The sequence below is a fragment of the Klebsiella sp. 141251 genome, from assembly GCF_050600725.1.
In the GTDB taxonomy this organism is placed as follows: domain Bacteria; phylum Pseudomonadota; class Gammaproteobacteria; order Enterobacterales; family Enterobacteriaceae; genus Klebsiella; species Klebsiella aerogenes.
Genome location: NZ_JAQIRG010000005.1, coordinates 318324 through 343951, shown reverse-complemented (window position 1 = coordinate 343951; position 25628 = coordinate 318324). Strand labels below are relative to the sequence as shown.

General features: G+C 56.0%; 22 protein-coding genes. 10 read left to right on the top strand and 12 right to left on the bottom strand.

What is annotated here, in order from left to right; genetic code table 11:
• Positions 1-21: 21 nt before the first annotated feature.
• The 4 genes from mglB to folE all read right to left on the bottom strand — a co-directional run bounded on the left by mglB (position 22) and on the right by folE (position 4338).
• Complete coding sequence (mglB, locus tag PGR09_RS14130; RefSeq protein ID WP_430916245.1) at positions 22-1020, bottom strand: galactose/glucose ABC transporter substrate-binding protein MglB; 999 nt, start codon at positions 1018-1020, stop codon at positions 22-24.
• 298 nt (positions 1021-1318) lie between these two features.
• Entirely contained in the window at positions 1319-2341 is a 1023-nt protein-coding gene (gene galS / locus PGR09_RS14125) for an HTH-type transcriptional regulator GalS (protein ID WP_045391291.1), read from the bottom strand.
• A gap of 155 nt (positions 2342-2496) precedes the next feature.
• The gene (yeiB, locus tag PGR09_RS14120) at positions 2497-3654 is read right to left on the bottom strand and encodes a DUF418 domain-containing protein YeiB (protein ID WP_430916244.1); all 1158 of its coding nucleotides are present in this window, start codon (positions 3652-3654) and stop codon (positions 2497-2499) included.
• Positions 3655-3669: 15 nt separating this feature from the next.
• Positions 3670-4338, bottom strand: a complete 669-nt coding sequence (gene folE, locus PGR09_RS14115; protein WP_015365708.1) for a GTP cyclohydrolase I FolE — start codon at positions 4336-4338, stop codon at positions 3670-3672.
• Between the two features lie 343 nt (positions 4339-4681).
• On the opposite strand from folE, the gene fghA reads away from it, so the two are divergent.
• The 4 genes from fghA to arsC all read left to right on the top strand — a co-directional run bounded on the left by fghA (position 4682) and on the right by arsC (position 7761).
• The gene (fghA, locus tag PGR09_RS14110) at positions 4682-5518 is read left to right on the top strand and encodes an S-formylglutathione hydrolase (RefSeq protein WP_045391298.1); all 837 of its coding nucleotides are present in this window, start codon (positions 4682-4684) and stop codon (positions 5516-5518) included.
• Between the two features lie 151 nt (positions 5519-5669).
• Positions 5670-5990 carry a metalloregulator ArsR/SmtB family transcription factor gene (locus PGR09_RS14105; protein WP_213797430.1) on the top strand — a complete coding sequence of 107 codons (321 nt, stop codon included), beginning with the start codon at positions 5670-5672 and terminating at the stop codon, positions 5988-5990.
• A gap of 34 nt (positions 5991-6024) precedes the next feature.
• Complete coding sequence (locus PGR09_RS14100; protein WP_047066123.1) at positions 6025-7314, top strand: arsenic transporter; 1290 nt, start codon at positions 6025-6027, stop codon at positions 7312-7314.
• A 12-nt stretch (positions 7315-7326) separates the two neighbouring features.
• On the top strand, positions 7327-7761 hold the full coding sequence (gene arsC, locus PGR09_RS14095) for a glutaredoxin-dependent arsenate reductase (RefSeq protein ID WP_020078288.1): 435 nt from the start codon (positions 7327-7329) through the stop codon (positions 7759-7761).
• 69 nt (positions 7762-7830) lie between these two features.
• Here the strand turns inward: arsC and cirA are convergent, their stop codons facing one another.
• The 3 genes from cirA to yieE form a co-directional block, all read right to left on the bottom strand.
• Entirely contained in the window at positions 7831-9804 is a 1974-nt protein-coding gene (cirA, locus tag PGR09_RS14090; RefSeq protein WP_045391307.1) for a catecholate siderophore receptor CirA, read from the bottom strand.
• 302 nt (positions 9805-10106) lie between these two features.
• A complete protein-coding gene (locus PGR09_RS14085; RefSeq protein ID WP_047078277.1) occupies positions 10107-11576 on the bottom strand; it encodes an amino acid permease in 1470 nt (489 codons plus the stop codon).
• Positions 11577-11753: 177 nt separating this feature from the next.
• Entirely contained in the window at positions 11754-12620 is an 867-nt protein-coding gene (gene yieE / locus PGR09_RS14080) for a DNA-binding transcriptional regulator YeiE (RefSeq protein ID WP_015365699.1), read from the bottom strand.
• 303 nt (positions 12621-12923) lie between these two features.
• On the opposite strand from yieE, the gene PGR09_RS14075 reads away from it, so the two are divergent.
• Positions 12924-13973, top strand: coding sequence for a YeiH family protein (locus PGR09_RS14075; RefSeq protein WP_045391310.1), 1050 nt, complete (start codon positions 12924-12926; stop codon positions 13971-13973).
• Between the two features lie 96 nt (positions 13974-14069).
• Complete coding sequence (gene nfo, locus PGR09_RS14070; protein WP_047078278.1) at positions 14070-14924, top strand: deoxyribonuclease IV; 855 nt, start codon at positions 14070-14072, stop codon at positions 14922-14924.
• A gap of 53 nt (positions 14925-14977) precedes the next feature.
• Here nfo and fruA read toward each other — a convergent pair whose 3' ends face one another.
• Genes fruA through fruB form a run of 3 tightly spaced genes read right to left on the bottom strand, consistent with a single transcriptional unit; the run spans position 14978 to position 18758 of the window.
• Complete coding sequence (fruA, locus tag PGR09_RS14065) at positions 14978-16672, bottom strand: PTS fructose transporter subunit IIBC (protein WP_045391316.1); 1695 nt, start codon at positions 16670-16672, stop codon at positions 14978-14980.
• A gap of 16 nt (positions 16673-16688) precedes the next feature.
• Positions 16689-17627, bottom strand: coding sequence for a 1-phosphofructokinase (fruK, locus tag PGR09_RS14060; protein ID WP_063447980.1), 939 nt, complete (start codon positions 17625-17627; stop codon positions 16689-16691).
• The gene (gene fruB, locus PGR09_RS14055) at positions 17628-18758 is read right to left on the bottom strand and encodes a fused PTS fructose transporter subunit IIA/HPr protein (protein ID WP_047044942.1); all 1131 of its coding nucleotides are present in this window, start codon (positions 18756-18758) and stop codon (positions 17628-17630) included.
• A gap of 330 nt (positions 18759-19088) precedes the next feature.
• Between fruB and setB the strand changes: the two genes are divergently transcribed.
• A complete protein-coding gene (gene setB / locus PGR09_RS14050) occupies positions 19089-20270 on the top strand; it encodes a sugar efflux transporter SetB (protein WP_430916243.1) in 1182 nt (393 codons plus the stop codon).
• On the opposite strand, the gene PGR09_RS14045 is transcribed toward setB, so the two are convergent.
• Complete coding sequence (locus tag PGR09_RS14045; RefSeq protein WP_045391329.1) at positions 20267-20521, bottom strand: YkgJ family cysteine cluster protein; 255 nt, start codon at positions 20519-20521, stop codon at positions 20267-20269. The two genes, setB and PGR09_RS14045, sit on opposite strands and share 4 nt — an antisense overlap.
• A gap of 205 nt (positions 20522-20726) precedes the next feature.
• Here PGR09_RS14045 and yeiP point away from each other — a divergent pair, with 205 nt between their 5' ends.
• A complete protein-coding gene (yeiP, locus tag PGR09_RS14040) occupies positions 20727-21299 on the top strand; it encodes an elongation factor P-like protein YeiP (RefSeq protein WP_015365690.1) in 573 nt (190 codons plus the stop codon).
• A 341-nt stretch (positions 21300-21640) separates the two neighbouring features.
• Here the strand turns inward: yeiP and uxuA are convergent, their stop codons facing one another.
• Positions 21641-22831, bottom strand: coding sequence for a mannonate dehydratase (gene uxuA / locus PGR09_RS14035; protein ID WP_045391332.1), 1191 nt, complete (start codon positions 22829-22831; stop codon positions 21641-21643).
• A 206-nt stretch (positions 22832-23037) separates the two neighbouring features.
• Here uxuA and PGR09_RS14030 point away from each other — a divergent pair, with 206 nt between their 5' ends.
• Both PGR09_RS14030 and PGR09_RS14025 read left to right on the top strand, forming a co-directional pair.
• A complete protein-coding gene (locus PGR09_RS14030) occupies positions 23038-24504 on the top strand; it encodes a mannitol dehydrogenase family protein (protein ID WP_430916241.1) in 1467 nt (488 codons plus the stop codon).
• Between the two features lie 121 nt (positions 24505-24625).
• On the top strand, positions 24626-25603 hold the full coding sequence (locus PGR09_RS14025) for a CobW family GTP-binding protein (RefSeq protein WP_380378878.1): 978 nt from the start codon (positions 24626-24628) through the stop codon (positions 25601-25603).
• The last annotated feature ends 25 nt before the right edge of the window (positions 25604-25628 follow it).

Genomic DNA, 25628 nt, shown 5'->3' with positions numbered 1-25628 from the left:
CGCCCGCAATGCATGTAAAACTTATTTACCGATAAACTGGCTGAGGTTGTCTTTATCGACGCCTACGTATGGTACGCGGACAATCTTATTCTCAATTTTCCAGTTGGTGCCAGCAGCAGGCTCTTTGCCGTCAGCCAGGTTCTTCGCCAGATCGAAAGTCGCTTTCGCCTGGTTGTTGGCGTCGTTCAGCACGGTACCGGCCATCGCGCCGGATTTCACCAGCGCCAGCGCTTCAGGCAGAGCATCGACGCCGAACACCGGAATGCTGCTCTTGTTATGCGCTTTCAGCGCTTCTATCGCGCCCATCGCCATCGCATCGTTGTTAGCGATCACCACTTCGATTTTGTTGGCGTTCGGGCCGGAGAGCCAGGCGTCCATTTTATCTTTCGCTTGCGCGGTATCCCACATGGCGGTATCTAACGCCAGTTGCTGAGTTTTAAGACCTTTTTCATTCAGCTCTTTGATAACGTAGGAAGTACGCGCTTCGGCATCCGGGTGGCCCGGCTCGCCTTTCAACAGAACAAACTGAATCTGACCATCTTTATTCAGATCCCAGTTAGGGTTCGCTTTCCAGTGTTTGGCGATAAGATCGCCCTGGATAATCCCGGATTCTTTGGAGTCGGTACCTACATAGTAGGCTTTATCGTAGCTATCCAGCGCCTTGCGCGATGGCTCTTTGTTAAAGAACACCACCGGCACATTTTGCCCGCGCGCTTTATCGATAACCGTACCCGCCGCCGCCGGGTCAACCAGGTTGATCGCCAGCGCCTTCACCCCTTTCGCCAGCAGCACGTCGATCTGATCGTTCTGTTTGGACTGATCGTTCTGCGAGTCATTCATCAGCAGTTTCACGTCCGGCGCAGATTTGCCGTCTTTTTCGATAGCTTTACGCACGACGGACATAAAGTTGTCGTCATACTTGTAGATCGTAACGCCGATACGGGTATCCGCGGCATGCGCTGCGGCGCCGAAAAGCATACCAGCCATGACGGCGGACAGAGCTAAGACCTTCTTATTCATGGAATCTCCGGTTTTATTATTTTGCATCGTTTTTTTTGGCGTGAAGATAGCTGGCGGGAGTTGTTACATTAGGGTTACCGCACAACGATATTCACAACGTTAATTCTGTCTTCCGTGTAGGGTAACGCTCCAGAAAAACGGCTTCATCAAGTGCCTAACCTATTGTTTAAGATGATGTTTAAACGCATCATCAGCACAGCCTGGTTCGGACTGGTCAACGCTGCCATCATAAACAGCGTAATGTTAATATACTGTGAATTTACTCACAGATTGAAAGCGGTTACATCGATGGATAGATTCAGTTAGTGATCGGCCCCACACTTTGCTTCTGCGTCACAGAATGGCGGCGCACCAGCGTGGGCATAAAACAGTGGCTGGCCTCACTATCGAGTTTTCCTGCCGCCCCTTGTAGCGCCAGTTCGGTAGCCAATTTGGCCATCGACATAATGGGATAGCGCACCGTGGTCAGCTGCGGATCGGTGTAACGGGAAATGGGAATGTCATCAAAGCCAATCAGCGAGAGATGCTGCGGCACAGCAATGCCGTTATCCTTGAGGGTGGTGAGCGCGCCGGCAGCCATACTGTCGTTATAGGCAAACACCGCCGTCAGGCCTAAATTACGCCCAAGCAGTTCCACCATCGCCGCTTCGCCGCCCTGCATATCCGGCGATCCCGAGCCAATCCAACTTTCCGGGGCGATAATACCCTGCTCCTGCAGCGCCTTACTCCACCCTTCGCGGCGCAGTTCATCATCCTCAATGCCGTGGTTGGAAGAGAGATAGCCAATCCGCTGATGGCCGTGATTGAGCAGCATCCGCGTAGCCATGAGCGCGCCGCTGACGTTATCGAGACCCACACAGCGGTGCGCGAAGCCGGGTACAATGCGGTTAATCAGCACCATGCCCGGAATATGCTGCATAAAATCGCCGAGTTCGGCATCGCTTAACGCTTTCGAATGCACAATAAGCGCCGAACAGCGCTGGCGAATCAGCACCTCAATGGCGTTACGCTCTTTTTCAGCTTCATGATAACTGTTGCCGATCAGGACATATTTCTGGTGCTGCTGCGCGACGGTATCCACCGCTTTCACCAGCGCGCCGAAAAAGGCGTCCGACACATCCATCACCACCACGCCGATGGTATCGCTAACCTGGGTCGCCAGCGCCTGGGCATTGGCATTGGGTCGATAACCCAGCTGCGCGACCGCTTTCATCACCGCTTCCCGCGTATCCGGGCTCACCAGCGCGCTGTTGTTCAGCACCCGTGAGACCGTCGCTACGGAGACCCCCGCCTGACGGGCGACATCACGAATGGTGATCATGGAGACCCACCTTAATAGCATTACAATACGTCACACCCACCTCCTGTGTTCAGCAAGGTGGCTATTCTGGCAGTGACGCGCGCCGCGCTACGTGAGTGAGGTCACACCGCTGGAAACGGTTACATCCATTTTGTTAATGATTGTGATCGAGATCGTTATACGGATGTATCTCTTGTTGTTGTCCCTGAGGCTCTCAGGGTTAACTGACGCCATAGCCACTCAACGGGCCCCTGGCGGAAATGACGCAGCCAAAACTGCGAGAAGAGGAGATTAACGGCCCACACCGCCGGCACAAAGGCCAACAGCTGAAAACGGTCAAATTTCATAAACAGGCCGAGATGATAGAACAGCGTGGTGCAGATCAGGGTTTGCAGTAAATAGTTACTGAGCGCCATCCGCCCAACGCAGGCAATCGCGCCGACCAGACGGAAGCGGCATAATTGCGGCCAGAATCCCCACGCCAGCGCGGCATAGCCGATGGTTTGAAGCGGCGCGCCAAGTTCACGCGGCGCCTGCAGCAGAAAACCACACCAGCGGTAGTCCCATTGCAAGTACCACTGCACGGCGATGGCCGGCACATTCACCGCCATCCCGGCAATAATCAGCACCAACCCGACGCGGCGGTAGTGACTAAGGCTAAACTGCCCTTTCAACCAGCCGCAGCGCATTAGCGCCGCGCCCATTAGCATCATCCCCGCCAGCTGCCAGCCGTACTGCACGCCCAGCGCCACCAGGTTATCGGACAGCATATCCGCGCGATTGCTCACCGCCTCCATACCGCCTTTGAGCTTCCAGAACTGTTCATACTGCACATTCGCGGCATCGGGCACCCATGACCGGCTGGCGCCGTTGGCGGAAATCAATCCCAGCAATACCAGCACCGCAATACCGATGAGATATAGCACTACGCCGGTATTAAATAGCGATTTAACGTGATGGGCATCGCGTACCATGCGCCAGGCAATCAGCCCCACCAGCGCATAGGCCAGCAGAATATCGCCATCCCAGAAAAAGAGGCCGTGAATAAAACCAAGTAGGGCAAGCAGCGTTAGCCGTGACTGGATCCAGCGTTTACCGCGTACCAGCAGCATTTGTAATCCGGCGCCGAACAGCAGAGCAAACAGGGTGAGGAATTTCACCTGCGCAAACAGGTCGAGGATTGCCCAGATCCAGGCGTCGCTCAGCGAAATACTCCCGGCCCATGCCGGATTAAGATAGGCCGCCTTCGGCAAGCCGAAGGCGGTGATATTCAGTAGCAGAATGCCGAGGATGGCGACGCCGCGAACGAAGTCCAGCGTGACGTTTCTCTCCATGCACCCTGCTCCGAATTAATTGTGGTGACGTACGGCGCGCAGGAACTCCTGGCGGGTATTCTGGCTGGATTTAAACAGACCGCCAAGCGAAGTGGTGGTCGTGGCGCTGGTCGCATCGCGGATGCCGCGCGCTTTCACACAGTAATGCACCGCGTCAATGGATACCGCGACGTTACTGGTACCGAGCAGGGTTTGCAACGCAGTGAGGATCTGCTGCGTCAGGCGCTCCTGCACCTGCGGACGCTGGGCAAAGAACTGCACGATGCGGTTAATTTTCGACAGGCCGATTACCGAATCTTTCGGGATATAAGCTACGGTCGCTTTGCCGTCAATCGTCACAAAGTGATGTTCACAGGTACTGGTCAGCGTGATATCGCGAACCGTCACCATCTCGTCAACTTTCATTTTGTTTTCAATAACGGTGATTTTCGGGAATCTGGCATAATCCAGACCGGAGAAAATCTCATCAACGTACATTTTTGCGATGCGATGCGGAGTCTCCATCAGGCTGTCGTCACTGAGATCAAGATTCAGCAGCTGCATAATCTCAGTCATGTGCCCGGCGATCAGACGCTTGCGCGTTTCATTATCAATTTCTTGTACTGGCGGACGCAGCGGCGTCTCCAGCCCACGAGCGACCAGCGCTTCATGAACGAGTATGGCTTCTTTACTCAATGATGACATTTAGGTTCTCCTGCAGGTGTGGCGCTCTTTGCTCTTCTGAGGGCAAAGTTTGCACTCATTGTGCGTGAGGTGGCGCACATAATCCAGTAGCCGTCACGATAATTATTGAAATTGGCGCAACCTTTCATTTTTACCGCTGCGGTTGGACGTTGTCGATGCGCCACGCCAGCGAGCCCCGCCGCTACCGCGCGCAATCATAAGTACTGTAGATGTTCTGAGATGTTCTTTATAACTCGTATTAATGATGCAATAGCTTTGCGCGACGGGAAAGTGAAAGTTGCTCACCGGTTAATGAAATATCTGTATTATTAAGCATTACACATAGATACCCGAGGAGCCCTGCATGGAACTGCTTGAAGAGCATCGCTGTTACGAGGGTCGACAGCAACGCTGGCGTCATCACTCCAGTACCCTGAACTGCGCCATGACGTTTAGCATCTTTTTACCGCCGGCGACGGAAACCGCCCCGCCGCCGGTGCTGTACTGGCTATCCGGTTTGACCTGCAATGACGAAAACTTTACCACTAAGGCCGGCGCTCAGCGGATAGCCGCCGAACTTGGCATTGCGCTGGTGATGCCCGACACCAGCCCGCGCGGCGATGACGTCGCCGATGATGCCGGTTACGATCTCGGTAAAGGCGCAGGTTTTTACCTCAACGCCACTCAGGCGCCGTGGGCGGCGCATTTTCGCATGTACGACTACCTGCGCGATGAGCTGCCGCAGTTAATTAACAACCAGTTTCAGGTCGCCGACCGTTGCGCCATCAGCGGCCACTCGATGGGCGGCCACGGCGCGCTCATCGTGGCGCTGAAAAACCCAGGGCGCTTTACCAGCGTCTCGGCCTTCGCGCCGATCGTCAACCCATGCAAAGTTCCGTGGGGACAAAAAGCGTTCAGCGCCTATCTCGGCGATGATGAGGCGACCTGGCAGGAGTGGGACAGCTGCGCGCTGATGCAGGCAAGCCAGGCCGGGGATGCCATTCCGACTTTAATTGATCAGGGTGACGCCGACCAGTTTCTCGGTACCCAGCTGCAGCCCGCGGTCCTTGCAGAGGTGGCGCGACAGAAACAGTGGCCGCTGAGCCTGCGTATCCAGCCCGGCTACGACCACAGCTACTATTTCATTGCCACCTTTATAGAAGATCATCTGCGCTTCCACGCGAAGCATCTGTTTAAATAGTCCCCCTTCCCCGCCTCGCCGGGCATCCTCCGCTTGCCCGGTTTTTTATCATCGTCAGGAACTACCTTGTCGCTACGGGCGATAATTTGTTATTTAAAACACAATACATATGATTTAGCATATATGTACTCCGATGATAATCTGGTCAACCATGATAAAACCTATCCAGCTGTTTAAAATTCTGGCGGATGAAACCCGTCTAGCCATCATCATGTTGCTACGTGAGTCCGGCGAACTGTGCGTCTGCGATCTGTGTGCCGCCACCGGGCAATCCCAGCCGAAAATATCGCGTCATATGGCGATATTACGTGAGTCCGGACTGGTGCTCGACCGTCGGCAAGGGAAATGGGTCCACTATCGCCTCTCGCCCCATATGCCGGCTTGGGCGGCGGAGATCATTGCCGCATCCTGGCAGAGCATGAGAGAAGATTTTGACGAATGGCGCACGAAATCAGCGTGTAGCACCTGTTGATACATATATATAAACGCATATATTGGAGTAGTGAATGTTGTTGGCAGGTAGTCTCTTTTTATTCACGCTGGTGTTGGTAATCTGGCAGCCCCGGGGCCTCAGCATCGGCTGGAGCGCGAGTATTGGCGCAGTGCTGGCGCTGGTCAGCGGCGTTATTCATCCCAGTGATATTCCTGTGGTCTGGAATATCGTCTGGAACGCAACTGCGACTTTTATCGCGGTAATTATCATCAGCCTGCTGCTCGATGAATCGGGCTTTTTTGAATGGGCCGCGCTGCATGTCTCCCGCTGGGGCAACGGGCGCGGTCGTCTGCTGTTTAGCTGGATTATCCTGTTAGGCGCGACCGTTGCGGCGCTGTTTGCTAACGATGGCGCAGCGCTCATTCTGACTCCCATCGTCATTGCCATGCTGCTCGCTCTGGGGTTCAGCAAAAGGACAACATTGGCCTTTGTCATGGCAGCCGGGTTTATTGCCGATACCGCCAGCCTGCCGCTTATCGTTTCTAATCTGGTAAACATTGTCTCTGCTGACTTCTTCCGGCTTGGTTTTACGCAATACGCCTCTGTAATGGTTCCTGTTGATATTGCTGCCATCGCGGCCACGCTGGGCATGCTGCATCTGTTTTTCCGCCGGGATATTCCGGCAACCTACAACGTCACTTTGCTGAAAACGCCTGCCAGCGCGATTAAAGATCCCGCAACCTTCAAAGCTGGCTGGGTTGTTCTGCTTTTGTTGCTGGTTGGTTTCTTTGTTCTTGAACCGCTGGGGCTGCCCGTTAGCGCTATCGCCGCTGTCGGAGCTGCTGTTCTGTTTGCCGTTGCGAAAAAAGGTCACGCCATCAATACCGGTAAAGTATTACGCGGCGCGCCCTGGCAGATCGTTATTTTCTCGCTGGGTATGTACCTGGTGGTCTACGGTCTGCGCAATGCGGGCTTAACGGAATATCTGTCGGGTGTCCTGAATATGCTGGCGGATAAGGGACTGCTGGCGGCAACGTTTGGCACGGGCTTCCTGACAGCTTTCCTGTCGTCGGTAATGAACAATATGCCAACGGTCCTGGTGGGCGCGCTGTCGATTGAAGGAAGCACCGCTTCTGGCGTTATCAAAGAAGCGATGATCTACGCCAACGTGATTGGGTGCGATTTAGGCCCCAAAATCACGCCAATAGGCAGTCTGGCGACCCTGCTGTGGCTGCACGTACTGTCGCAGAAAAGCATGACCATCAGTTGGGGATATTACTTCCGCACCGGCATCATCATGACGCTACCTGTGCTGTTTGTCACTCTGGCCGCGCTGGCGCTGCGGCTCTCTCTCACTCTATAACGAGACACTTATATGAGTAATATCACCATCTATCACAACCCGGCCTGCGGCACGTCACGTAATACGCTGGAGATGATCCGTAACAGCGGTAATGAACCCACCGTTATTCACTACCTTGAAACCCCGCCAACTCACGATGAGCTGGTTAAACTTATCGCAGAGATGGGGATCGCGGTGCGTACTCTGCTACGCGAGAATGTTGAACCTTATGCCCAGTTGGGACTCGCGGAGGACAAGTTCACCGACGAACAGTTAATAGAATTTATGCTCGCTCATCCCATCCTGATTAATCGCCCTATTGTGGTCACTGAACGGGGAACCCGCTTATGTCGGCCTTCTGAAGTGGTACTGGATATCCTGCCCGATCCGCAGCAAGGCGCTTTTAGCAAAGAGGATGGAGAAAAGGTGGTGGATGAAAGAGGCAAGCGGCTGATACCTGGCGGATAGCGGCGTACACGTTTTATCGGGGCTGCCGCCACTGAAGTTACTTCAGCGGCGGCAGACAGTTTATCGCTATCAGAAGCGGTAATCGACGGCCATAAAGTAGCGACGGCCATCTTCGGTATAGCTGTAATCGTCGCGGTTCAGATCTTTGTCGCCAACGTTAAGCACGCCGGAGCGCAGTTTCACGTTTTTACTGACCTGCCACGCGGCGCCGATATCGAACATGGTATAACCGCCTGGGGTTTTACCCGTCGCGCTTACCGCACGCTGCTCGCCGGTATAGTTGGCCGTGACGTAGAAAGACCAATCCTCCAGCGGTTTCCAGTCGAGGGTACCGTTAGCGGTATGGAACGGCAGCGTCTGCAGCGGTTTATTGCCGCCGTTGCTCAGATCGCGACCATCGTTATAGGTATAGTTGACCGTCAGTTTCCACTCTTCGCCGAACGGAACCTTCACTTCGGTCTCCACGCCTTTAATCCGCGCTTTGTTGACGTTGAAGTAGCGGAATACCGGCACGCGCTTACCGTTCACGGTCTTCCAGCCGACGAAGTTCGGGTAACCCGGCGCCTCGCTGGCGCTGGAGGTGCGCAGGATGTCGATCATATCGTCAACGTTGTTCTGGAAGGCGGTCACGCTGCCTTCAACACCTTCCAGCCAGCCCTCTTCACCGCTGTAATACAGACCAAGCTCAAAGCTTTCGCTGGTTTCCGGCTTCAGATTCGGGTTACCGATAATGCTGCAGCTACCGCGACAGGAGTTGGTGGTCCAGTCCGGGTTCAATTGCAGCAGCGACGGCGCTTTAAAGGCCGTAGCCCAACCGCCTTTCACGGTCACGGTATCGGTGGCGTTATAGACCAGGTACGCACGCGGGCTCCAGTGATCGCCGTAGGTTTGGTGATCGTCCATACGGATGCCGGTGGTCAGCGCCAGCGGTTCAAAGATCCGCCACTCATCTTCGAGGAACAGCGCGTACTGGCTGGCGGAAGTCGATTTGCCGCCGCTGCTCAGGTTTACCGGATCTTTGAGTTTATCGTGGCGCCATTCACCGCCGAGGGTCACGATCTGGTTGATCATCCCCAACGGCATCACATATTTACCATCGACCGCATTACTCTCAGAAGTAATAGTGCCCGCCTGCCCTGGATTTTTGTTATCCACTTTCTCGCCGTAGAATTTCACTTCGCTATTACCAACGTCCCAGCGCCCGTTATGGGTCAAAGAGTAGTTCTGACGTTCGAGGCGGTTTTTGTCGAGCGAGTCTGAATCGCGATCCTGGCGATCGAAACCGTAGCCGGCGGTAATGTCCTGGTTCTCCGTTGGCGTCCAGGCGAACTCAACGTTGCCGTCGCGGCTGGTAAAACCTTCAATGCGCGGCGTTTCGCCCGCGGCGTTGCTGGAAGATTGCTGATCGTCTTTACTGCGTTTCGCCAGGCTACCGTAGGCTTTCATGCCCAACACGCCGTCAATCAGCGGGCCGCTGGTGAAGAACTGGCCGTTATAAGTGTCACCGCGATCGCGGTGTTCCTGAATAGTGGCATCGCTGCTGAGGGTACCGGTCCATTTCTGGCCGATTTTTTTAGTAATGATGTTGACCACGCCGCCGAGCGCGTCGGAACCGTACAGGGAAGACATCGGGCCGCGCACTACTTCAATCCGCTCGATGGAGTCCACCGGGATCCAGTTAAGATCGAAATCGTTATGGCGGAAGACAGCATTACGCGAGTTCACCCGTTTGCCATCGATCAGGATCAGCGTATAGCTGCTACTCAGGCCGCGAATACTCACGCCCTTACGGTTATCCCCTTCGTTGGTGAGCTGAACGCCAGGCACATCGCGCAGCACGTCCTTCAGGTTCTGCACCGGCTTACGCTGCAAGTCCTGTTGGGTAATCACGCTGATACTGGCGGGCGCATCTTTGACGCTCTGTTCAGTCGCCGCGGCGGTGACAACCAGCGTTTCGTCATCATTTGCGGCCAGCGCCGGAAATGCCAATGCTACGACGGACGCGCACAGTCCCGCCCGGGCAAAAGGGTTTAACCTGAACATACCAAATCTCCATGAGGTCAACTACAAATCAAACAAAGGGTGCTGCTTGCACATCCTGTCGACACGCGGCTCTGGCGGCTGCGCGCAAATTTTTACAGTCGATGTGGCTGGTCGCCCCTTGCCTTTCATGGTTGAGCGGCAAGATATGGAGATTGGCTTCATCCTGAATTTGCCGAAATGATAAGGATAATGATTACAATTATCAATACAATTATGAAGAAGTGTGTCCGTTTGTAATTCTTGCAGGCATAAAAAAAGCCCTCTTTAAAAGAGGGCTTTATCGAAAGCGGCAGTGTATGAAGTTAGCCTTTAAAGCGTTCCGGGAACTTCATCTCGCTGTAGCGCACGAAGCGGGTACCTTTCACCAACTTGTAACCAAACCAGATAACCAGGAACAGCGGAATGCCGATGTAGGTCGCCGCCACGCCGCCCCAATCAATGGTGTCCTTGAGGAAGGCTTCGTAGTTCTGGCCCAGCGTGATGATAAGGCACAGTACGAAGGCGAAGATCGGCCCCAGCGGGAAGAACCCGGAACGGTACGGCAGGTTATTAATATCGTTACCCTGCAACACGTAGCCACGACGGAAACGGTAGTGGCTGATCGCAATCCCCAACCAGGCGATAAAGCCGGTCATCCCGGAGGTGTTCAGCAGCCACAGGTAGACCGTCTGGTTGCCGAACATCGAGGTCAGGAAGCACAGCGCCGCAATCACGGTCGTCGCATACAGCGCATTACGCGGTACGCCGCCTCTCGACAGCTTCGAGAAAATGCGCGGCGCTTTGCCGTCGCACGCCAGGGTATACAACATACGCGTAGAGGCGTACATCCCGGAGTTACCCGCCGACAGCACCGCCGTCAGGATAACCGCGTTCATGATAGCCGCCGCAGAGAGCAGACCGGCGTGCTCGAACACCAGGGTGAACGGGCTAACGGAAATATCTTTAACGTCGTTACGCAGCAGGCTCGGATCGGTATACGGGATGATCAGGCTGATAATCAAAATCGCGAAGACATAGAACAGCAGGATACGCCAGAACACCTGACGCACCGCGCGCGGAATGTTCTTCTCCGGATTTTCCGATTCGCCCGCGGCAATACCGATGAGCTCGGTGCCCTGGAAGGAGAAGCCGACAATCATCGCCACGCCGATCATCGCCGCAAAGCCGCCGGCAAACGGCGCGTCATCAATGCCCCAGTTGCTCCAGCCCGCCGGCGTCGTACCTTCGAAGATGCCGAAAATCATCATGACGCCGACGATGATAAAGATAATCACGGTGGCAACTTTAATCAGCGAGAACCAGTACTCCGCTTCGCCGAAGCCGCGTACCGAGATCCAGTTCAACAGGAACATGATACCAAGGAACAGCGCGCTCCAGATCCAGCCGGGGGTATCCGGGAACCAGTAGCTCATCACCAGCTGCGAGGCAACGAGGTCAACGGCGATAGTCACCGCCCAGTTGTACCAGTAATTCCAGCCCAGCGCGAAACCAAAGCCTTCTTCTACGTAGTTCTGACCGTAGGTCGCAAAGGAGCCTGAAACCGGCATAAACGCCGCCAGCTCGCCGAGACTGGTCATCAGGAAATACACCATCAGACCGATCAGAATGTAGGAAAGCAGCGCGCCACCGGGGCCTGCCTGTGAAATTGTTGCGCCAGAGGCAACGAAAAGACCTGTACCGATGGAACCGCCAATAGCGATCATGGTCAAGTGGCGCGCTTTTAGCTCGCGGCGGAGCGTGGGCGCTTCTGTGGTTTTAGTTTCCGAAACCATGTGAAAATGCTATCCATCCAAAAAATGAGGCGCGATTGTAGCAGACGATCGTCCGTCCATCCGGTACAAATGCAAAGTTATAAGAGAGCTTCATGATCTGACACAAATTATTAGTAAAGCAGTAATCCTGCATTGGCGCATAAAAAAACAGACAAAAAATCGTGGCTTACGCCAGCGCTACACCTCGCAGTAGCGGATAAAACGCTGCAGCGCCTTGGAAACGTGTTTTTGCCGATGGCGAATACGCCACAACGTGCGCGTCAGGCGCGGTAACGGCAGCTTGAGCTCCACCAGCGTTCCGGCTTCCAGCTGTTCGGCAATCACCCGCCGTGACAGGCAGCTGATGCCTAACCCATGACGGACCGCATGTTTAATCGCCTCCGAGTTGCCAAGCTCCATGCCCAGTTGAAATGCGGGCAGATGCGACAACAGCACGTAGTCGACGATTTCCCGCGTGCCGGAGCCATGCTCGCGCAGGATCCACTGCGCTTCCGCCAGCCGTTGCAGCGTCAATTCGCCCTCTAAGAACGGCGAATCAGGGGCGGCGAACACCACCAGTTCATCTTCAATCCACGGCTCGGCGATAATATCCGCCGCGTGGCACGGCCCTTCTATCAGACCAATATCGACGCGCAGATCGCTGACCGCATTAATCACGTCCTGGCTGTTGCCGACGCTCAGCTCCAGCGGTAGTTCGGGGAAATCGCGGCGGTAGCGGGCGATGATTTCCGGCAGAATATAGTTGCCGATGGTGCTACTGGCATAAACGCGGATAGCGCCATTATCGCCGCGAAACAGCTGTTCTATCTCTCCGGCGCGCTCCAGCAGGGCCAGCGCGCGCGGATAGAGCAAGCGGCCGTGCTCGTTGACCACCAGCCGTTTGCCAACGCGGTCAAAAAGCTGAACGCCGAGTTGCCCCTCCAGGTCGGTCAGCGCCGCGCTCACCGCCGACTGCGACAGCGCCAGCATCTGTGACGCCTGAGTCGTCGACCCGCTTTTCAAAACCTCAGCAAAAACTTCCAGTTGCCGTAGCGTGATATGCATAACTCACCTGTGTATTAGCCCAAGCTGGATAACCGTCAACGCTATGTTGACATAAATCAGCAGGGCTGTGGCCTGAAGGATGAAGGGTATAACCCAAAATCATTCGTGCTGCAGAAAGGCGGCAAGTGAGCGAGTCCCCAGGAGCTTACATCAGTAAGTGACTGGGGTGAGTAAACGCAGCCAACACATCTGCAGCGCGAAGGATGAAGGGTTTATCACTTATTCCGATAGATTATAAATATATAATCAATTTTATTTTTAAACCAGCCAGTCGTATTCTTTGCCCAGACAAAGGAGAAGGTTATGACAGCACTCACTTTACCCACTAAACATCGCACCCTGTGGCATTTCGTCCCAGGCCTGGCGCTGACCGCCGCGTTGACCGGCGCCGCCCTGTGGGCAGGCAGTTTTCCTGCTATCGCCGGCGCGGGCTTCAGCGCGCTGACGCTGGCTATCTTGTTCGGCATGGTGGTCGGTAACACCGTTTATCCAAAGATTTGGCAGTCCTGCGATGGCGGGGTGATTTTCGCCAAGCAGCATCTGCTGCGCCTGGGGATCATTCTGTACGGTTTTCGTTTGACGTTCGCCCAGATTGCTGACGTCGGCGTCAGCGGGATCCTGATTGACGTACTGACGCTTTCCAGCACCTTCTTTATCGCCTGTTTCCTCGGGCAGAAGGTCTTCGGTCTCGATAAACACACCAGTTGGCTTATCGGCGCCGGTAGCAGCATCTGCGGCGCCGCGGCGGTTCTGGCCACCGAACCGGTCGTCAAAGCTGAAGCCAGTAAAGTGACGGTCGCCGTGGCGACAGTGGTTATCTTTGGTACCATCGCCATCTTCCTCTACCCGGCGATGTATCCGCTGCTGGCGCACTGGTTCACTCCGGAAACCTATGGCATCTATATGGGCTCCACCATGCATGAAGTCGCGCAGGTGGTTGCCGCCGGTCACGCGGTTAGCCCGGACGCCGAAAATGCCGCGGTTATCGCCAAAATGCTGCGCGTGATGATGCTGGCTCCGTTCCTGCTGTTCATCGCCGCTCGTGTGAAACAGCTGGCGCCAGCCGGTAACGGCGAAAAGAGCAAAATCACCATTCCGTGGTTTGCCATCCTGTTTATTCTGGTGGCGGTGTTTAACTCCTTCCACCTGCTGCCGAAAGCCGTCGTCGATATGCTGGTCACGCTTGATACCGTACTGCTGGCAATGGCAATGGCCGCGCTGGGCTTAACTACCCACGTCAGCGCGCTGAAAAAAGCCGGCGCTAAGCCGCTGCTGATGGCGCTGGTGCTGTTCGTCTGGCTGATTGTTGGCGGCGGCGCGATTAACTTCGCTATCCATCACCTGATTGGCTAAGCAGTAAGTTTCTCGTCGATATTCATTCATTGCTGTAACTCTCCGGTTAAGCCGCTATCATTACCCTCCCCCCAGCGGCTTAACTGGAGTTTTTTTATGAAATACATTGGAGCGCACGTAAGCGCCTCCGGCGGGCTGGCCAATGCCGCCATCCGCGCCGCCGAAATCGAAGCGACCGCCTTCGCCCTGTTCACCAAAAATCAGCGTCAATGGCGCGCCGCGCCGCTCACCGATGACGCGATTGCCGAATTCAAAGCCGCCTGCGAAAAATATCACTTCGGCCCGGGGCAGATCCTGCCGCACGACAGCTACCTGATTAACCTCGGTCATCCGGTCGAAGAAGCGCTGGAGAAATCCCGCGAGGCGTTTATCGATGAATTAACCCGCTGCCAGCAGTTGGGATTAACGCTGCTCAACTTCCATCCGGGCAGCCACCTGCAGCAGATCCCGGAAGATGAATGCCTGGCGCGTATCGCTGAATCCATCAACATCGCGCTGGCGAAAACCGAAGGCGTGACCGCGGTTATCGAAAATACCGCCGGTCAGGGCAGCAATCTTGGTTTTAAATTTGAACATCTGGCCGCCATCATTGACGGCGTTGAAGACAAATCCCGCGTTGGCGTCTGCATTGATACCTGCCACGCTTTCGCCGCCGGTTATGACCTACGCAGCGCGGAGGAGTGTGAAAAGACCTTTGCCGAATTCGAACGGATCGTCGGCTTCCAGTATCTGCGCGGCATGCACCTCAATGATGCCAAAAGCACTTTTGGCAGCCGCGTCGACCGTCACCATAGCCTCGGTGAAGGCAATATCGGCCATGATGCTTTTCGTTGGATCATGCAGGATAACCGTTTCGATGGTATCCCGCTGATTCTGGAAACCATTAACCCGGATATCTGGGCGGAAGAAATTGCCTGGCTGCGGGCGCAGCAGACCGCCGAAGTGGCCTGAATTCAGGAACAAAAAAAGGGCCGATGAATCGGCCCTTTTCTATTGCGCTGATATTACGCCGCTTTTTCAACTTCCGCTGCCGGCGCTTCCGGGCGCTTCAGCACCGCGTAAGAGAGACCCGCGACCAGCGTACCGGCAATAATCGCCAGCAGATAACCCAGCACCGGAGTGATGGCGCCAGGGATCAGCAGGACGAACAGACCGCCGTGCGGCGCCATCAGTTTCGCGCCTACCGCCATCGAGATAGCGCCGGTCACCGCGCCGCCAACGATACAGCAAGGCAGTACGCGCATCGGGTCACGTGCGGCGAATGGAATCGCCCCTTCGGTGATAAAGCACAGCCCCAGAACCAGCGCCGCTTTACCGCCTTCACGCTGCGATTTATCGAACTTGTTACGAGCAATCAGCGTTGCCAGGCCAAGCGCCAGCGGTGGCACCATACCGGCCGCCATGATCGCCGCCATCGGCGCATAGGTTTGGGTACTCAACAGACCCACACCGAAAGCATAAGCCGCTTTGTTCACCGGCCCGCCCATATCGGTACACATCATACCGCCGAGGATCGCGCCCAGCAGCACCGCGTTCGCCGTCCCCATGGTTTGCAGCCAATGGGTCAGCCAGGCCAGGATACCCGCCACCGGTTTGCCAATCAGGTAGATCATTGCCAGGCCGACAATCAGGCTGGAAATCAGCGGAATGATCAGAATCGGCTTCAACGCTTCCATACTCTGCGGCAGCTTCAGCTTGGTGCTGATTAACTTCGCCACATAACCGGCAAGGAAACCGGCGATAATACCGCCGATAAAGCCGGAGCCGCCGCTGACGGCCAGCATACCGCCGATAAGACCAGGCGTCAGACCCGGACGGTCAGCGATGGAGAAAGCGATAAAGCCCGCCAGTACCGGCACCATCAGCGCAAAGGCTGAACCGCCGCCGATTTGCATCAACGCCGCCGCCATGGTGTCTTTCACTTCAAACGCTTTAATACCAAACGCGAACGACAGCGCGATACACAGCCCGCCCGCGACCACCATCGGCAGCATGTAGGAGACGCCGGTCAGCAGGTGACGATAGGCGCCAGCCGACTCTTTTTTACCTTCACCGGACGCCTGCGGTTTGCCGGATGGCTGGTACGGCTTCGCTTCCGCAACGGCTTTATCCAGCTCCTGCGCGGTTTTCTTCAGCGCCAGGCCGGTGGTGGTGCGATACATCGGTTTACCGGCGAACTTCGCCAGATCGACTTCAATGTCGGCGGCGACGATGACCAGATCCGCCTGCTCCACCTCTTCCGGAGTAATGGCATTACCCGCCCCCACGGAGCCACGGGTTTCCACTTTCACCCACCAGCCGCGTTTTTTGGCTTCGGTTTCGATGGCTTCCGCCGCCATAAAGGTATGAGCAACGCCGGTCGGACAAGCGGTAACGGCGACAATACGTTTCTGCCCCTGAGCGGCGGCCGGAACGGCTACCGCCGCTGGCGCAACGTACGGCTTAGCGTGGTCTTTCGCTTCGCCGAGGAACAATTCCGGATGAGCGACTGCACGGTTAATATCGCCCAGATAGACGTTTTTACCGTTCAGCGCGCTGTCAGCCGGCAGCGCGGTTCCCAGCACGATGGCCAGTTCAGCATCGTTCGGGTTATCAATCAGCTCAAGGTGCGCTTTCTGCGCCGCGGCGCTGAGCAGGGTCTTCGCCATGTAGGCGCGAGCCTGTCCAAGCCCGGCATCAATAATCAGCAGCGTTTTCATTATGCCTCTCCTGCTGTCAATTAAAGGGTTGTAAGTCGACGCGCGCCATCATTGCGGCCAACTGGGTACGATCGGTAATGCCAACGTTGCTCTGGCTGACGGCCAGGGCGGCGACGGCGGTCGCCAGACGCAGGGTATGCTCGCTGGATTCACGCATCAGCAGGCCGTAAATCAGGCCGCCGACCATCGAATCACCGGCGCCTACGGTGCTGACGACCTCGACTGAAGGCGGTTTAGCAATCCATTCGCCGGAGGCGTTGACCCACAGCGCGCCCTCTTCGCCCAGCGAAATCACCACGTGGGCGATACCTTGCTCGCGTAGCGCATGAGCGGCGTCGATGACATCTTTCATCTCCGGCAGCTTGTGGCCAGCCCAGATTTCCAGCTCGCGGCGGTTTGGTTTTACCAGCCACGGCGCGGCTTTCAGTCCGGCGACCAGCGCTTCGCGGCTGCTATCGAAAATAATGCACGGACACTGGCTGCGCAGGCGCGTCATCCAGTCGGTGAAGGCCTCCGGACTTACGCCGGACGGCAGGCTGCCGCTGACGCAAACCATATCGAACTGCCCCAGCCAGCTCAGAGAATCATTAACGAAACGCTCCCAGTCCGCCGGGGTTACTTCAAAACCGGAGAAGTTGAAATCGGTCACTTCGCCGTCTTTTTCCGTCAGCTTGACGTTAATACGGGTACGCCCCTGCACCACCTGGAAGCGGTTGGCGATGCCCAGCTCGCTGAACAGCTGCTGGAAGCCATCCTGGTTATCTTTTCCGAGGAAGCCGCCGACGGTGACGTCGATGCCGAGATCTTTCAGCACTTTCGCCACGTTAATACCTTTACCTGCCGCATGCAGGCCGGTGGTGCGCACGAGGTTCACTTCGCCACGTTCGATTTCCGGGGTGAAGCCCACCAGGTCGTATGCCGGATTTAAAGTAATCGTTGCTACACGTCTGCTCATTTATGCGCCCTCCCCAAGGCCTGCGGCGATCGCTTCGCCAATCGCATCCAGCGCTTGTTGCGCATCTTCACCCTGCGCGGTAAAACGCAGACGGTGACCTTTTTTCACACCCAGCGCCACGACCTTCATCAGGCTGCGGCCATTGGCCGGCTTGCCGGAACCGTCGAGGTTGGTGACGGTAATGTCGCTGGAGAATTGTTTAATCGTATTGACCAACATCGTGCCCGGACGCGCGTGCAGCCCGTGCTCGTTGCGTACTACAAATTCAGCATTCAGCACGTCTTCAGCAATGGCGTCGTCGCTGGTCAGCAGCGCCAGCAACGTGGCGGCGTCGGCTTTCAGCAGATGCTCCGCTTTTTTATCAATGAGCAGATTGCTCAGGCGATTAAGCACCGCGGTCGGCTGCTCATCGGCCATCGCGACGGTGATCAGCAGCGCCACCGGCTGCCCGTCAGCGGTAAACACGTTGGCGGCGCGACTCACGGCGATAGCGCTACGCAAGTTGCCTTCCGCACAGTCGTTCAACCAGATCCCCTGACCCAGGTTGAGCGGCGCATCGTTAATGGTGCGGCTGACGAAATCGGCGTTTACCGCGCCCGCCTCTTTCAGCCGCGCGGCGTTCAGCGCCTGCAGCGTCAGCAGATCGTTGGCGACCACGTCCAGGCTCAAGGTTTCGTTGTCGAGCTTCAGCGCTTCGCTTTGCTTTTCGCCCATCAGCAGAGCGCGCAGTTCTTCTGCCGTAGTGGCGGTTCTCAGCTGTTCAGCCACCGAGTCGTCGCTCAGAACGTGCGTCAACTGACGCAGCAGACCAAGGTGCTCGTCGGAGCTGGCGGCAATGCCGATCGCCACATAAGCGGTTTGTCCTTCTCCCCAGGTCACGCCCTGCGGGAACTGATACACCTGTACACCCGTTTTCAGAACCTGGTCGCGGGTATCGGTGGTGCCGTGCGGGATGGCGATGCCATTGCCGAGGAAAGTGGAGGTCTGCTGCTCGCGGGCAAGCATACCGTTAACGTAGCCGTCAGCCACATTACCCGCGCTAACCAGCGCGCCAGCAATCTGACGTATTGCCTCTTCTTTATTCGCGGCCTGCTGGCCGGGATGAATATCCTGAACAGATAACTGGAACATAGTTCTCCTCTCCGCTGAAGTGAATCGTTTCAGCTAACATGAGAAAAAATACGCCACCCGATGATTGGATAATACTCTGATGACGCTGAAACGTTTCAATGAGTCTGTACCTTTATTGTGCACTGCGCAAGTAAACTCCGAAGGCTGATAACAGAATTTAGAGATACCGCACATTTTTGCTGAAGCTAATGGTGAAATCCGCCATTGGCTTCAGCATTTTGCTGAACGACATAATTTGAAACGCCTTTTTAATTTTTCGTGCCATACCACTATTTATTTTATGGGTGTCGGCGTAAACTTCGCCTCTTCTGAAACCAACGATATTCCAGCATGCAAAACAGTAGCGCCGCCCTTCCCCGCCGCGGGTTCGACTTAACCTCCTCCGCTTTTCTTATCGTCGCCTTTCTGACGGGGATCGCCGGGGCCTTACAAACCCCGACCCTGAGCCTGTTTTTGACCAATGAGGTGCACGTGCGCCCGGCAATGGTCGGCTTCTTTTTTACCGGCAGCGCGGTCATCGGTATTCTGGTAAGCCAGTTTCTTGCCGGGCGTTCCGATCGTAAAGGCGATCGCAAGCAGCTGATTGTCGCCTGCTGCCTGCTGGGGGTGCTGGCCTGCGTGCTGTTCGCCTGGAACCGCAACTACTTTATTCTGCTGTTCGTCGGCGTCTTTCTCAGTAGTTTTGGCTCTACCGCCAACCCGCAAATGTTCGCCCTCGCTCGCGAACACGCGGACAAAACCGGGCGCGAGGCGGTGATGTTCAGCTCCATTCTGCGCGCGCAGGTCTCGCTGGCGTGGGTAATCGGCCCACCGCTGGCCTACGCGCTGGCGATGGGTTTTGGTTTTACCGTGATGTATCTCAGCGCCGCCGTGGCGTTCATCGTCTGTGCGCTGATGGTCTGGTTTTTCCTGCCCAGCATGCGTAAAGAGAGCAAAACCGCCGTTGGTCATCTCGAAGCGCCGCGTACCAACCGCCGCGACGCGCTGCTGCTGTTCAGCATCTGTACGTTAATGTGGGGCACCAACAGCCTCTATATCATTAATATGCCGCTGTTTATCATTAATGAACTACATCTGCCGGAGAAACTGGCCGGGCTGATGATGGGGACCGCCGCCGGGCTGGAAATCCCCACCATGCTGATTGCCGGTTATTACGCGAAACGTTTTGGAAAGCGCTTGCTGATGCGCATTGCCGCGCTTGCCGGGCTGCTGTTTTATGTCGGTATGCTGACCGTCCATACCCCGACCCTGCTGCTGGGGATGCAGGCGCTGAACGCGATTTACATCGGGATCCTCGCCGGTATCGGTATGCTCTATTTTCAGGATCTGATGCCGGGCCAGGCGGGCGCGGCGACGACGCTCTATACCAATACCACGCGCGTCGGCTGGATCATCGCCGGCTCGCTAGCGGGCGTCGTTGCGGAAATCTGGAGCTATCACGCGGTGTTCTGGATTGCGCTAGTGATGGGAATTATCGCCCAGGTCTGCCTGTGGCGTATTAAAGACGTTTAGGGCGCGGTCAGCGCTTCGAGATGAATGAGATAAGCCATCGCCTGCTGACGCGTGCTGCCGCACATTTCCGCCGTCGGTTGTAAACCCGCGCAGACTTTAGGGCGCAGCGGCGAGGCAAAAATCTTGCAACGCAGATGTTCATCCAGCTGCACGCACGGTGTATTTGCCGGCTTGCCGTCAGGCATTCCGGGAATGGGGCTTGAGATGGACGGCGCGGTGCAACAGGCTCCGCAGTCCGGGCGACATTCCATACCTGACTCCTTAATGAGTGGGAGGCGGACAGTAGCAAAATATCGGCTATCAGGAAAGCTGAAGCTGGCGAAACGGCTTTTTCAGCTGCGCCGATCGAAGATTTGCCAGGAGATAGCAAAAGTCGCGAATTCCGCTTGCCTGAAAGGCCCGGCGCGAGTAGTTTTACGCGATATTTTTGACCCTTTAAGTGACAGGATTACTGCAATGCCAAGAGCGAATGAAATTAAAAAAGGTATGGTGCTGAATTACAACGGCAAACTGCTGATTGTTAAAAATATTGATATTCAGTCGCCAAGCGCCCGTGGCGCAGCAACGCTGTATAAAATGCGTTTTTCCGACGTGCGTACCGGCCTGAAAGTAGAAGAGCGTTTTAAGGGCGACGATATTGTTGATACCGTCACCCTGACCCGTCGTTTCGTTGATTTCTCCTACGTCGATGGCAACGAATATGTATTCATGGATAAAGAAGACTATACCCCGTATACCTTCACCAAAGAGCAGATCGAAGAAGAGCTACAGTTTATCCCGGAAGGCGGCATGCCGGATATGCAGGTTCTGACCTGGGATGGCCAGCTGTTGGCGCTGGAGCTGCCGCAGACCGTTGACCTGGAAATCGTAGAAACCGCACCGGGTATCAAAGGCGCTTCCGCCAGCTCGCGCACCAAACCGGCCACTATGAGCACCGGGCTGGTCATTCAGGTTCCGGAATACCTGACCAGCGGTGAGAAAATCCGCATTCATATCGAAGAGTGCCGCTATATGGGCCGCGCGGACTAACCCCCCTCCTCTGACGGTTGCCCGGCCCCGCGTCGCGCAGGCCGGGTCTGTTCCCGGATGGCGGCGCTGCGCGCCTTATCCGGGCTACAGTTCGTGCCATTGTGAGCTTAAGATCTCTATTTTGTACCCATGGTTACTGAAACTGCCGGTGTTGGTGGCCTCAAAATCGCTGAGACGTTCCCGGAAGGCCGGGGCAGTTCGGTAGCCCGGCTAAGCGTAGCGCAGGCCGGGGAATGTCCCGGATGGCGGCGCTGCGCTCCTTATCCAGGCTACTCGCTGCCGATATCAGGCACAAAAAAGGACAGCCGTTGGCTGTCCTTTTGCTTTCCCTCACGCCATGATTACAGCAGCTCAGGGTATTTGGTCATCTTCAGCGCCAGCTCAACGCCGCGCACTTCCGCCATGCCTTTCAGACGGCCAATAGCCGAATAACCGGGGTTGGTTTTCTTACGCAGATCGTCAAGCATCTGATGGCCGTGATCCGGACGGAACGGGATCGGGCGCAGATCGCCGGCTTTCTTACGACGCAGCTCTTCGCTAAGGATCGCATTGACCACCGCCACCATATTGACGTCGCCGTTCAAGTGCGCCGCCTCGTGGAAGGTTTTAGGATTTTCTTCACGGCAGGTAGAGCGCAAATGGGTAAAGTGGATACGATCGCCGAAGGTTTCCACCATCTTCACCAGATCGTTATCGGCGCGCACGCCGTAGGATCCGGTACACATGGTAAAGCCGTTATAAATGCTGTCTACCGTCTCTTTCAACCACTGCATATCGTCGATCGTCGACACGATACGCGGCAGGCCGAGGATCGGACGCGGCGGATCGTCCGGGTGAACCGCCAGGCGCACGCCGACTTCTTCGCACACCGGCACAATCGCCCGCAGGAAGTAGGCCATGTTCTCACGCAGCTGCGCTTTATCGATGTGGTCATACTCCGCCAGCCGCGCGCGGAACTGATCGAGGGTATAGCCCTCTTCCGCTCCCGGCAGACCGGCAATGATATTGCGGGTCAGCTTGTCGATATCCGCCGCGCTCATCGCTTTGAAGTAAACTTCAGCCTGCTGCTGCTCTTCAGCGCTGTAGTCAGCTTCGGCGCCCGGGCGTTTAAGGATGTGCAGTTCAAAAGCGGCGAAAGCAATCTGGTCAAAACGCAGCGCTTTGGAGCCATCGGCCAGCTGATATTCCAGATCGGTACGCGTCCAGTCCAGAATCGGCATGAAGTTATAGCACACGGTATCAATACCGCAGGCCGCCAGATTGCGGATGCTCTGCTGGTAGTTGGCAATCCACTTATCATATTGTCCGCTGTGGGTTTTGATATCCTCATGCACCGGGATACTTTCGACCACCGACCAGCTCAGGCCTTTTTCCGCCAGCAGCGCTAAACGCTGTTGAATCTCGTCTACCGGCCAGACCTGGCCATTCGGAATATGATGCAACGCCGTCACGACACCCGTGGCGCCCGCCTGGCGCACATCATCAAGCGATACCGGATCGTTCGGTCCATACCAACGCCAGGTTTGCTCCATCGCAATGCCCTCTTTAAGTTGTTATACCAATAATGTGAAACATCATGACGACTACCATACATGCTTCTGCTGAATGGTCAATTTCGCCCGTAGCATTGATTGATCCAGCTCACACTAAGCGGATAAATTCGGCTTACCAATTTAAATTGCTGTCATATAACTTTACACTGCGTGATGTTAATCATTGGTTAATCAGGTGTATAAAAATGACTACTATCGCTACCGCCGCGCTGCCAGCAGGCGTGCAACTTCCGCAGTACGATCGCCGCCAATTGCGCTCGCGTATCGTGCACCTTGGTTTTGGCGCGTTTCACCGCGCGCATCAGGCGCTGCTAACCGACCGGGTGCTTAACGCCGGCGGCGGCGACTGGGGAATTTGTGAAATCAGCCTGTTCAGCGGCGATAAGCTGATGAGCCAACTGCGTGCGCAGGACCACCTGTTTACGGTGCTGGAAAAAGGCGCTGAGGGTAACCAGTCGATCGTGGTTGGCGCAGTGCATGAATGCCTGAACGCCAGACTGGATTCGCTGGCGGCGATTATCGAGAAATTCTGCGAACCGCAGGTGGCTATCGTTTCGCTGACGATCACTGAGAAAGGTTACTGTATCGATCCGGCGACCGGTAAACTGGATCCAACCCAGCCGCGTATCGTTCACGATCTGGAAAACCCGACGCTGCCGCAGTCGGCTCCCGGTATTTTAGTTGAAGCGCTCAATCGTCGCCGCGAACGCGGACTCGCGCCCTTCACCGTACTCTCCTGCGACAATATTCCCGACAATGGTCACGTCGTGAAAAACGCCGTTCTCGGCATGGCTGAGAAACGTAGTCAGGAGCTGGCCGACTGGATTGCTGAACATGTCAGCTTCCCCGGCACTATGGTTGACCGCATCGTACCGGCCGCCACCGAAGAATCGCTGGCGGAGATTGCCTCCGTGCTGGGCGTTGAAGATCCCTGCGCCATCAGCTGCGAACCGTTTATTCAATGGGTGGTGGAAGATAATTTTGTCGCCGGGCGCCCGGCCTGGGAAACGGCGGGAGTACAGATGACCCGCGACGTCCTGCCGTGGGAACAAATGAAACTGCGGATGCTCAACGGTAGCCACTCTTTCCTCGCCTGGCTGGGCTATCTGGCAGGGCACGCGCATGTGAGCGACTGTATGCAGGATGATGTTTTCCGCCATGCCGCACGCCGCCTGATGCTAGATGAACAAGCGCCAACGCTATCGATTACCGGCGTGGATTTAGTTGCCTATGCTGACAGCCTGATAACGCGCTTCGCCAATCCGGCGTTAAAGCATCGTACCTGGCAAATCGCCATGGACGGCAGCCAAAAGCTGCCGCAGCGCATGCTCGATAGTATTCGCGTTCATCTGGCAAACGGCAGCCGCTGGCCGCTGCTGGCGCTGGGCGTGGCTGGCTGGATGCGTTATGTAAGCGGCGTCGACGACGCCGGGCAAGCCATTGATGTGCGCGACCCGCTGGTCGACAAAATCAAACAGTTGGCTGGCGCCAGCCAGCAAGAAGAGCGCGTCAGCGCCCTGCTCAGCCTCGAAGAGATATTTGGCAAGGATCTACCGGGCAATCCGCAGTTTGTTGCCGACGTCACTGCAGCCTGGCATCAGTTGGTTAAATCAGGCGCCCGCGAAGCTGTGGCTAAGGCGCTACGCAGTTAACAATTTCTGCTGTTTAGCGGACAGAATGCATTTCTGTCCGCAGTATCCCTTCTCTTTTTCCCCTTTTTTCGTCAGGATAGTCGCAACTGTTACAACATTACATTTCTGTGCTGGAGAAATTGTGACCAAAACTAACCTGATCACGGGCTTTCTCGGCAGCGGCAAGACGACCTCAATTCTTCATCTACTGGCCAATAAACCTGCGGATGAAAAGTGGGCCGTGCTGGTCAACGAGTTTGGCGAAGTCGGCATCGACGGCGCCCTGCTGGCGGAAAGCGGCGCGTTGCTAAAAGAGATCCCCGGCGGCTGCATGTGCTGCGTCAACGGTCTGCCGATGCAGGTTGGGCTCAATACGCTGTTGCGCCAGGGAAAACCTGACCGTCTGTTGATTGAGCCTACCGGGCTGGGCCATCCGAAGCAAATTCTCGATATCCTCACCGCCACCGTCTATGAACCGTGGATCGATCTGCGCGCGACGCTGTGCATTCTCGATCCGCGCCAGCTGTTGGAGGAAAAGATCGTGGCCAATGATAATTTCCGCGATCAGCTGGCCGCAGCCGATGTCATCGTCGCCAATAAAAGCGATCGGGCGACGCCGGAAAGCGATGCCGCTTTTGCCAACTGGTGGCGGCAGTACGCCGGGGAGCGCCTGCAGGTAAACGCCACCCAGGGGAATATCGAGCTCGCGCTGCTGGATCTCCCGCGCCGTAACACCGCCCCGCTGCCGGCAAGCCCGGACCACGTGCATAGTCACGGGCAAAAGCAGGGTCTGGCGGCGTTGAATCTACCGGCGCATCAACGCTGGCGTCGCAGTGTTAACAGCGGCCAGGGATACCATGCCTGCGGCTGGATTTTTGATGCTGATACCCAATTTGACACCGTTGGGTTGCTGGAATGGGCGCGCCTGGCGCCGGTTGGCCGGGTGAAAGGCGTGATGCGTATTGCTGAAGGATTGGTGCGTATCAACCGTCAGGGGCTCGATCTGCACATCGAAACCCAAAACGCGCCGCCGCCGGATAGCCGCATCGAACTGATTTCCGAGTCAGAAGTTGACTGGAATGCCCTGCAGTCCTCGCTGTTGAAGCTTCGTTTAAGTTAATGCGGCTATGTTTGGCCGCTGTTTA